The sequence below is a fragment of the Kitasatospora sp. NPDC059803 genome, from assembly GCF_042732255.1.
In the GTDB taxonomy this organism is placed as follows: domain Bacteria; phylum Actinomycetota; class Actinomycetes; order Streptomycetales; family Streptomycetaceae; genus Kitasatospora.
This window is the reverse complement of sequence record NZ_JBHWIJ010000384.1, coordinates 1-7,021: the sequence shown is the minus strand read 5'-3', so window position 1 is coordinate 7,021 and position 7,021 is coordinate 1. Positions and strand designations below refer to the sequence as shown.

Genomic DNA, 7,021 nt, shown 5'->3' with positions numbered 1-7,021 from the left:
AAGCGGCTCAAGGCCAAGCGGAAGGCCATCGCGAAACTGCGGGAGATCGCCCAGCGATATCCCTGCATGTTCGCGCACTGGCGCCTCACCGTGGATGCCTCGCTGATCTGACGATCAGGACGACAAGAGCCGTGTAACGGGAGACTGTTACGCACGGTTCTGTGAGAGCCGAGGGGTGGGATTCCCCTCGGCTACTCGGCACCGGACCTGATGGTGTCTCACTCGTCTCAGGTGACAGTCGGCCGATTCGCGGCGCGCGCGGCTGGCCATGCCCGGTCTTCACCTTTCAGGGTGGATTGAGTCTCATCTGATCTGGCTGGTCTCACCGGACCCGTGACCCAGTGCATGCCCAGATTGCGGACTGCGTCGTGTTCGATGACGAGGACAGCTGGGCGGCCAGGCGGAAGGGCGATTTCACGTTTGAGTTGATCGCCACGGTCCGAGAGTATCTAGCCGAGATCGCGCTCACGGTCTTCAACGTGGGCGCCCCGAGGACTGCCACTGCTGCTCGGCGGCTAGGGAAGGGGACCGTTGAGGTTGAGTCGGTGGAGGGCCAGGGCAAGGTGGAGGCGTGTGCGTCCTTGTGGGGTGTCGGGGGCGAACCCGAGAGCAGCGGTCAGCTTGGGTAGGCGCGCCTGGAGTGTGGAGTGGTGCAGATGCAACGCGGTGGCCGCCTGGCGGAGGCTGTCGTGGGCTTCGAGGGCGGCCAGGGTTTCCAGTGCGCCGGTGCCGGCTCTTTCTGCCGCGCGTAGCGCGCGCACATCCTCGATCAACGCGTTGTGCGGGGAGACGTGCTCGGCCACGAGGGCCAGGCCGCCTAGGGCGTCGTAGTTGAGGTGGCGCGGACCGTGGACCTCGGCTGTCAGCCGCAACGCGGTCAGCGCTCCGTGCCATGATCGCGGCAGCCCACTGATTTCCACGGCGGGGCCCAGCCCGGCTCTTGGCCCGTGCTCAGTGCCGATGCTGGGTCCAAGGCTTGCGGTGGGCTCGGTCGTGGCGTCGACGACGATGGCGGCGGTCACGTGTCCGAGGCGAGTGCTCCACCGGTTGATCGTTGGATCATCCGGGTTTCCCAGCAGGGCCGCGACCCTGAATCTCGCCGCGGGAAGGGCGAGTCTGCGCACGGCCTGCGCGCGGGCTGTGGCTGTGGCCTCGGGTGAGAGCAGCACTTCCACGCTGGCCGGGTCGTGTGTGGCGGCCCGGCCGCGGGTTCGGTCCAAGACGATGCCCGCCCCGGCCGCGAGGCGTTCGAGAACGATGGCGTCGGTGGGCAGCGGCATGCCGGTGCGTTCGAGCCAGACCCGGCCTGCGGTCGTACCGCGTAGTGCGGTGCCGGGCCAGGAGGGAACGTGTGCCGCCGGTTCCAGCCGGTGGCCGTCGGGATGGATGCGCACCAGGACGTGCCGGTCGGGATCGGCCAGCCCTGCCGTGCAGCCCGAGAGGATGGCCCCGGCCCTGACGAAGGCATCGAGGCCGGCCCGCTGCTCGACGAGGGTGTCGAAGTAGGCGATGGCGCGCACCGCGTCCCCGGCGGCGGGATCCAGTGCCGAGAGCTGTTGGAGCAGTTCTTCCACCACTGGACCATATCCGCCATATGGCGGATGACATGAGCCATCCGGTGGTGGATCGGGCGGCGACCGGCCAGGACACTGGGGCGGCGAACCGTTGAAGGAAGGACCCGAGTATGTACTCCCGACCACCGTTCGACCCCGAGTTGGCCGCAATCCTGGCCACCTATCCGCAAGAGGTGCGAGAACTCGGCTGGCTCGGGCCGGCCGATATCCCCGCCTACCGAGAGATGAACGCGACGGTGCCCGGCGGGGCCGACGCGGCCGCGCTGCGCCGGGACGGGGCCGTCGAGATCGAGGAACGCACGGTGCCCGGCCCCGCCGGGGCGCCGGAGATCTCGCTGCTCATCATGCGTCCTACCCGCGGCGCAGGCTCACGCCCGTGCATCTACCACACCCACGGTGGCGGCATGGTCTCCGGCAACAAGTGGGAGCTCTCCCACGTACTCGCCGAGTGGGTGGATGTCCTCGGCATCGTCGGGATCTCGGTGGAGTACCGGCTGGCTCCCGAGCATCCCCATCCCGCACCCGTCGAGGACTGCTATGCCGGGCTGGCGTGGGTCGCGGCCAACGTCGACGAGTTGTCCATCGACCCCGAACGGCTGATCATCTGGGGCACGAGCGCGGGCGGTGGACTGGCAGCGGCGACGGCGCTGCTGGCTCGGGACCGCGGCGGCCCGGCCCTGGCCCACCAGATGCTGCAGGCGCCGATGCTCGACGACCGCTGCCGGACCCCGTCCAGCCAGGAACTCGACGGCGAGGGATTCTGGGACCGCCGGGCCAACCTGACGGCATGGACCTGCCTGCTCGGGCAGGCCAGGGGCGGGCCCGAGGTCTCGCCCTACGCGGCTCCGGCCCGCGCGGCAGACCTGAGCGGGCTGCCCGCCACCTACATCGACACCGGCCAGGTCGACACCTTCCGGGACGAGTCCATCGACTACGCCGCGCGGCTGTCCCGGTCCGGAGTCCCGGTCGAGTTGCACGTGTGGCCGGGGGCCTGGCATGCCTTCGCCACCGCCGCGCCGCAGGCGGCCATCTCGCAACTCGCCATCGCGGCCAGAACGGCCTATCTCAAGCGCGTCCTGGACTACTGATCCGAAAATGACAGCGGATCGACTCGTCAACAGGCGGGGCGGGCCACCGGTGCAGCGGCGCGGTGGCGCCGCACCGGTTCTCTGCGCGAACTCGGGAGCGAGCCGGACGTGCCCACTTCGTTTTTCGACCACCCCCAAGAACCCCGGGGTCCACGCAAGCTGACCCAGCCCCGAAAAATGCCGGGTCCGGCGGGAATCGCCTCTCCGGCGTCTCAGCCGAGCTGACGAACCACAGGTCAGCGCACCGCTTCCAACCATGATCAATGAGACCGTTCCCGCGCGCTCGGGTGCGGCGGGGGCTTCGCCGGTGCGAGGGTGTGCCGGGGTTCAGGTCCGTGTGGTGAGTCGTGCGAGTGCCGTGTCGTACCGTGCCTGGACTTCCGTGTCGGGTGTTGCGCGCAGCAGTGCGGTGAGTGCCCGTACCGCGCCGTCGTCGTAGCCGGCGGACTCCGCCTCCCGCGCGGCGAGGTCGAGTTGGGTGACGCCCTCGGTGTGGTTGCCGAGTCCCAGCAGTGCTTCTCCCTTGATGGTGAGCAGCAGGACGCGGGGGATGTCGGTGGTGTCCGGTTGGTTGCCGAGGGCCAGGGCGTGGGTCGCGGTGGTGAGGGCCTGGTGCCAGTGTCCGGCATCGGTCTGGTGGCGGGCGAGGTGCTGCATCGCCAGCCGTTCCATCCTCTGGTCGCCGGTCTCGCGTGCCAGCTCGACCGCGCGTTCGCAGCTCCTCGCGGCCTGGTCCAGGCCGCCGAGGGAGGCTTGGACCATGGCCAGCACGATCAAGGCGTTGGCCTCGGCGAACGCGTCACCGGCGCGGGCGGCGAGCGCGGAGGCCGCTTCCAGGTGGACGAGTGCTTCCGGGGTGCGCCCTTCCTCGGTCAGGACCCAGCCGAGGACGTTGAGCACCCGGGCCTCGCCGTGTTCGTCGGCGTTGGCGCGCGTGGCCGTGAGGGCGGTCTCCAGGAGCGGTACCCAGCCGTCGCGGACGCGCCACACGATCAGTGGCCACATCGTCATGACGATGCGCCAGGTCCTGTCGTGCAGTGCGGCGGCGTGCGCCGCGGCGACCGCCTGGGTGAGGTTGTTGCGCTCGGCGGCGTACCAGGCCACGGCGGCGGACCGGTCGCCGAACTCCCGCACGGCGGCCGGCGGCAGGAAGTCCGCCGGAAGTGGAAAGCAGTCCTCCGTGCCGGGCTCGGCCGCCGCGACGGCGCCGGTGGCGGTGGTGATGTAGTGGTCGAGGACGCGCTTGAGCGTGTCGGGCTGGGCGTCCAGGCCGCGGGCGTAGAGCCGCACGAGGTCGTGCATCGTCCACCGGCCGGGTGCCGTCTCGGTGAGCAGGTGCGCGACGGCCAGGCGCTCCAGGGCGCTCTCGGCGGTGGCGGGGTCGGTGTCGGCCAGGGCGGCCGCCGCGTAGCGGTCGACGTGCGTGCCCGGGTGGCGGCCGAGGGCGGCGAACAGGCGGGCGACGTGCGCCGGGAGTTGTCGCAGGGTCAGTCGCAGCGCGGCCCGCACGCCGGTGTCCTCCAGGTCCAGCAAGCTCAGCCGCCGTGTCTCGTCGGACAGTTCGGCAGCCATCGTTCCCAGGGACCAGTCGGGTCGCCCTGCCAGACGGGCCGCTGCCACCCGCAGGGCCAGCGGCAGCCCGCCGCACAGCTCGGCGAGCCGGAGCGCGGCGGCCGGCTCGGCGTGGACCCGTTCGGTGCCGAGGATCCGGGCCAGGAGCATGGTGGCGTCCTGGGGGGCGAGGACGTCCATGGCGACGGGCCGGGCGGTGTCGGTGACGATCAGTCCCGGCAGCCGGTGCCTGCTGGTGACGACGGTGACGCAGCGGTCGCCGCCGGGCAGGAGCGGCCTGACCTGTTCGGAGTCACGCGCGTTGTCGAGGACGACGAGGAGTTGGCGGTCGGCGGCCAGGGAGCGGAAGAGTGCGGCCGCGCCGTTGGCCGACTCCGGTATTCGCTCCTGCGGCACGCCCAGGGCCAGCAGGAACTCGCGCAGGACCTCGACGGCGGCAGGCTCGCCGGTGTCACTGAAGCCGCGCAGGTCGGCGTAGAGGCGCCCGTCGGTGAGTCCGGCGGGGTCGTGGTGGGCCCAGTGCAGGACGAGGGCGGTCTTCCCGACCCCGGCGGGCCCGATGACCAGGCAGACCGGGGCCTCCCCCGCCGTGGCCCGGGTCAGGGCGGCGAGCTCAGAGGCCCGTCCGTGAAAGGCGCGCGGTGCGCGCGGCAGCAGATCGGGCGTGCTCGTGTTCAGGGTGGCCTCCGGTGCGGCGGCGGGCGGCGGGGCGTCCGCCGTGCGGGCGGGGCGGGGCCGGCCCAGGCTCGCGGCCTCCTCCAGCTCCCGGGCGTCGGCCGCCTCCAGGCCCAGGGCCTTCGCCAGGGCCTGGACGGTGCGGCGCTGCGGCCCCCGGGAGCGGCCCTGCTCCAGATAGGACAGGGTACGTACGCTCACCCCCGCGGCGTGCGCCAGGTCTTCCTGGCTGAGCCCCGCCCTGCGGCGCAGACCGAACAGCAGCGTGCCGAAGGAACGGTCCGCCGGTGCGTACGAGGCCATGCTGAAGTTCTTCCCGTGTTCGACGTGGCCCCGCCGAACGCCGAACCTCAACCCGCAAAAGTATGCGGTACGTACTTTTGCGGGCGAAATTGCATGGTTGGCGCCCGCCCGCCCAGGTTGGATCTAGACCTGAGGAAGACGACCCCGGGAGCCAAACCGGGGAGTACTGCCCCTTCGCCGAGCCCTCGTCCCGCCGGGACCTGAAAGGCCCGGTGAGCGGGTAGCCGGTCGCTTCCCCGCTGTCCGTCCCGCGAGAACGCGCTGCCCCGATGCAGCGGCAGGCGCTCTCGCGGGCTCCTCGCCGCGCGCCACCACACCTGCGCGGAAGAGCTTTCAGGGAGTACCACCCGATGTACCTGCATCCGACGTCCACCATGCGCCGAGCCGGAAGGCGGCTGGCGGTGCTGCTGCTGGCCATGGCCGCCGCCTGCGGCCTGGTGAACGGCTTCGCCGCGCCCCACGCTGACGCCAACACCACCCAGCGGTGGACCGACATCGACTGGGACATGACGGGCTACGACTCCGCCGCGCGCCCCAGCTCGGCCGCCGCCAATCAGTCCGGGGAATACCGGCGTGTGGTGGACCGGATGCGCGAAATCGCCGGCCAGCCGATGGCAGGCCTCCCGAACGCCCCCTACTTCTCGGACACGACGGTCCGCGGGCGTGAAACCGCCACCAACCGCGTCATCCGGGTGCTGGTGTGGTCCAACGCTGTTACCCCCACCAACCCCAGGGGCGAGCGGCGGGCCGATGTCGCGCTGTACTTCTCCGTCGACAACCTGTACTTCATGGGCTTCTCCTCCCACGGCCTCCACTACCGTCTCAACGCCCCCTACACCGTGCGCCTGGCGGAGGAGATGCGGGTCCGCTTCAACATGCCGACCGCTCCCTTGCTCAACACCATCAGCTCCGACGGGGGCTACGCGTCGCTGGCCGCGAACCCGACGTGGCGCGGTGACCAGCCGTACACGGCGAGCAACTTCCTGACGCACTTGAGTGCCCTGGACACCGCCACCTCGGCGAACAGGAACTCCAACGCAGTGCTTCGGGCCATGGCCTACTTCATCGGCGCCACCTCCGAGGCGGCCCGCTTCGGCTGGATCGAGAATCGCATTGCCAGCGTTCTCATCTACAACGGGGACCCGACCGAGACGTCCCGCCCGGCAAACATCGGCCGGTTCGGCACGGACCTGGAGAACAACTGGGACACCCTGTCCACGGTGGCTCACCGGAGCGCACGGGGACAGAACACCACCGCCGTGAACATCGACGGGCGCCAGTACGCGGACTGGGAGGACATCTACGGCGGCGAAACCGCCGACCCCATCATCGTCCCCTTCCTCGCCATCCAGGGCAGCGGCCTCTGACCCACCACAACGCCACGGCGGCCGGGGCCCGATCCACCACGGACCGGGCCCCGGCCGCCGGCGGACTCCGGCGATCCGGGCCACGCAGGCCGCGGAGGCGGTGGTGGCGAGGTTGCGCAGCTGCCCGGACGCGCGCGCCTGCACGGTCCCGGGCCGGGTATTTGCCTTGGGCGCCGAGTAGGGGTACTGTCAGCCAGTCGCTCGGCAGGGAGCACCGGACACGCATTTTGCGCGGACGGTCCCGCGGTGGCCAATCCTTTTCGAAACACCACTTCCCGGTTCGGGCTGGGCCGCGTCTTGTCGCGGCTTGGTTCTTATTCGGCGTGTTCGTTTTATTGGATTGCGGTCGATTCGCTTTTCGGAGCAGGGATCGGCTAGAGTTTGAAACGTCGGACGGGGCGTCAAGCCGCAGAAGACACCAGCGAGTTGGATGAACGAAGCG

Annotated in this window: 4 protein-coding genes; 2 read left to right on the top strand and 2 right to left on the bottom strand. The window is 70.6% G+C overall.

The window, feature by feature from the left end:
* Nucleotides 1–515 precede the first annotated feature (515 nt).
* Entirely contained in the window at nucleotides 516–1,574 is a 1,059-nt protein-coding gene (locus ACFV6I_RS36100) for a helix-turn-helix domain-containing protein (protein WP_380430185.1), read from the bottom strand.
* Between the two features lie 110 nt (nucleotides 1,575–1,684).
* Between ACFV6I_RS36100 and ACFV6I_RS36095 the strand changes: the two genes are divergently transcribed.
* Nucleotides 1,685–2,662: an alpha/beta hydrolase gene (locus ACFV6I_RS36095; protein ID WP_380430183.1), complete on the top strand. Its 978-nt coding sequence runs from the start codon at nucleotides 1,685–1,687 to the stop codon at nucleotides 2,660–2,662.
* Nucleotides 2,663–2,989: 327 nt separating this feature from the next.
* On the opposite strand, the gene ACFV6I_RS36090 is transcribed toward ACFV6I_RS36095, so the two are convergent.
* Complete coding sequence (locus ACFV6I_RS36090) at nucleotides 2,990–5,212, bottom strand: helix-turn-helix domain-containing protein (protein WP_380430181.1); 2,223 nt, start codon at nucleotides 5,210–5,212, stop codon at nucleotides 2,990–2,992.
* A gap of 350 nt (nucleotides 5,213–5,562) precedes the next feature.
* Between ACFV6I_RS36090 and ACFV6I_RS36085 the strand changes: the two genes are divergently transcribed.
* Nucleotides 5,563–6,579, top strand: coding sequence for a ribosome-inactivating family protein (locus ACFV6I_RS36085; RefSeq protein ID WP_380430178.1), 1,017 nt, complete (start codon nucleotides 5,563–5,565; stop codon nucleotides 6,577–6,579).
* Nucleotides 6,580–7,021 lie beyond the last annotated feature (442 nt).

What these genes read in the sequence shown, in the direction of transcription:
- ACFV6I_RS36090 (WP_380430181.1), bottom strand. Translation starts at nt 5,212, where the DNA reads ATGGCCTCGTACGCACCGGCGGACCGTTCCTTCGGCACGCTGCTGTTC.
- ACFV6I_RS36085 (WP_380430178.1), top strand. Translation starts at nt 5,563, where the DNA reads ATGTACCTGCATCCGACGTCCACCATGCGCCGAGCCGGAAGGCGGCTG.
- ACFV6I_RS36095 (WP_380430183.1), top strand. Translation starts at nt 1,685, where the DNA reads ATGTACTCCCGACCACCGTTCGACCCCGAGTTGGCCGCAATCCTGGCC.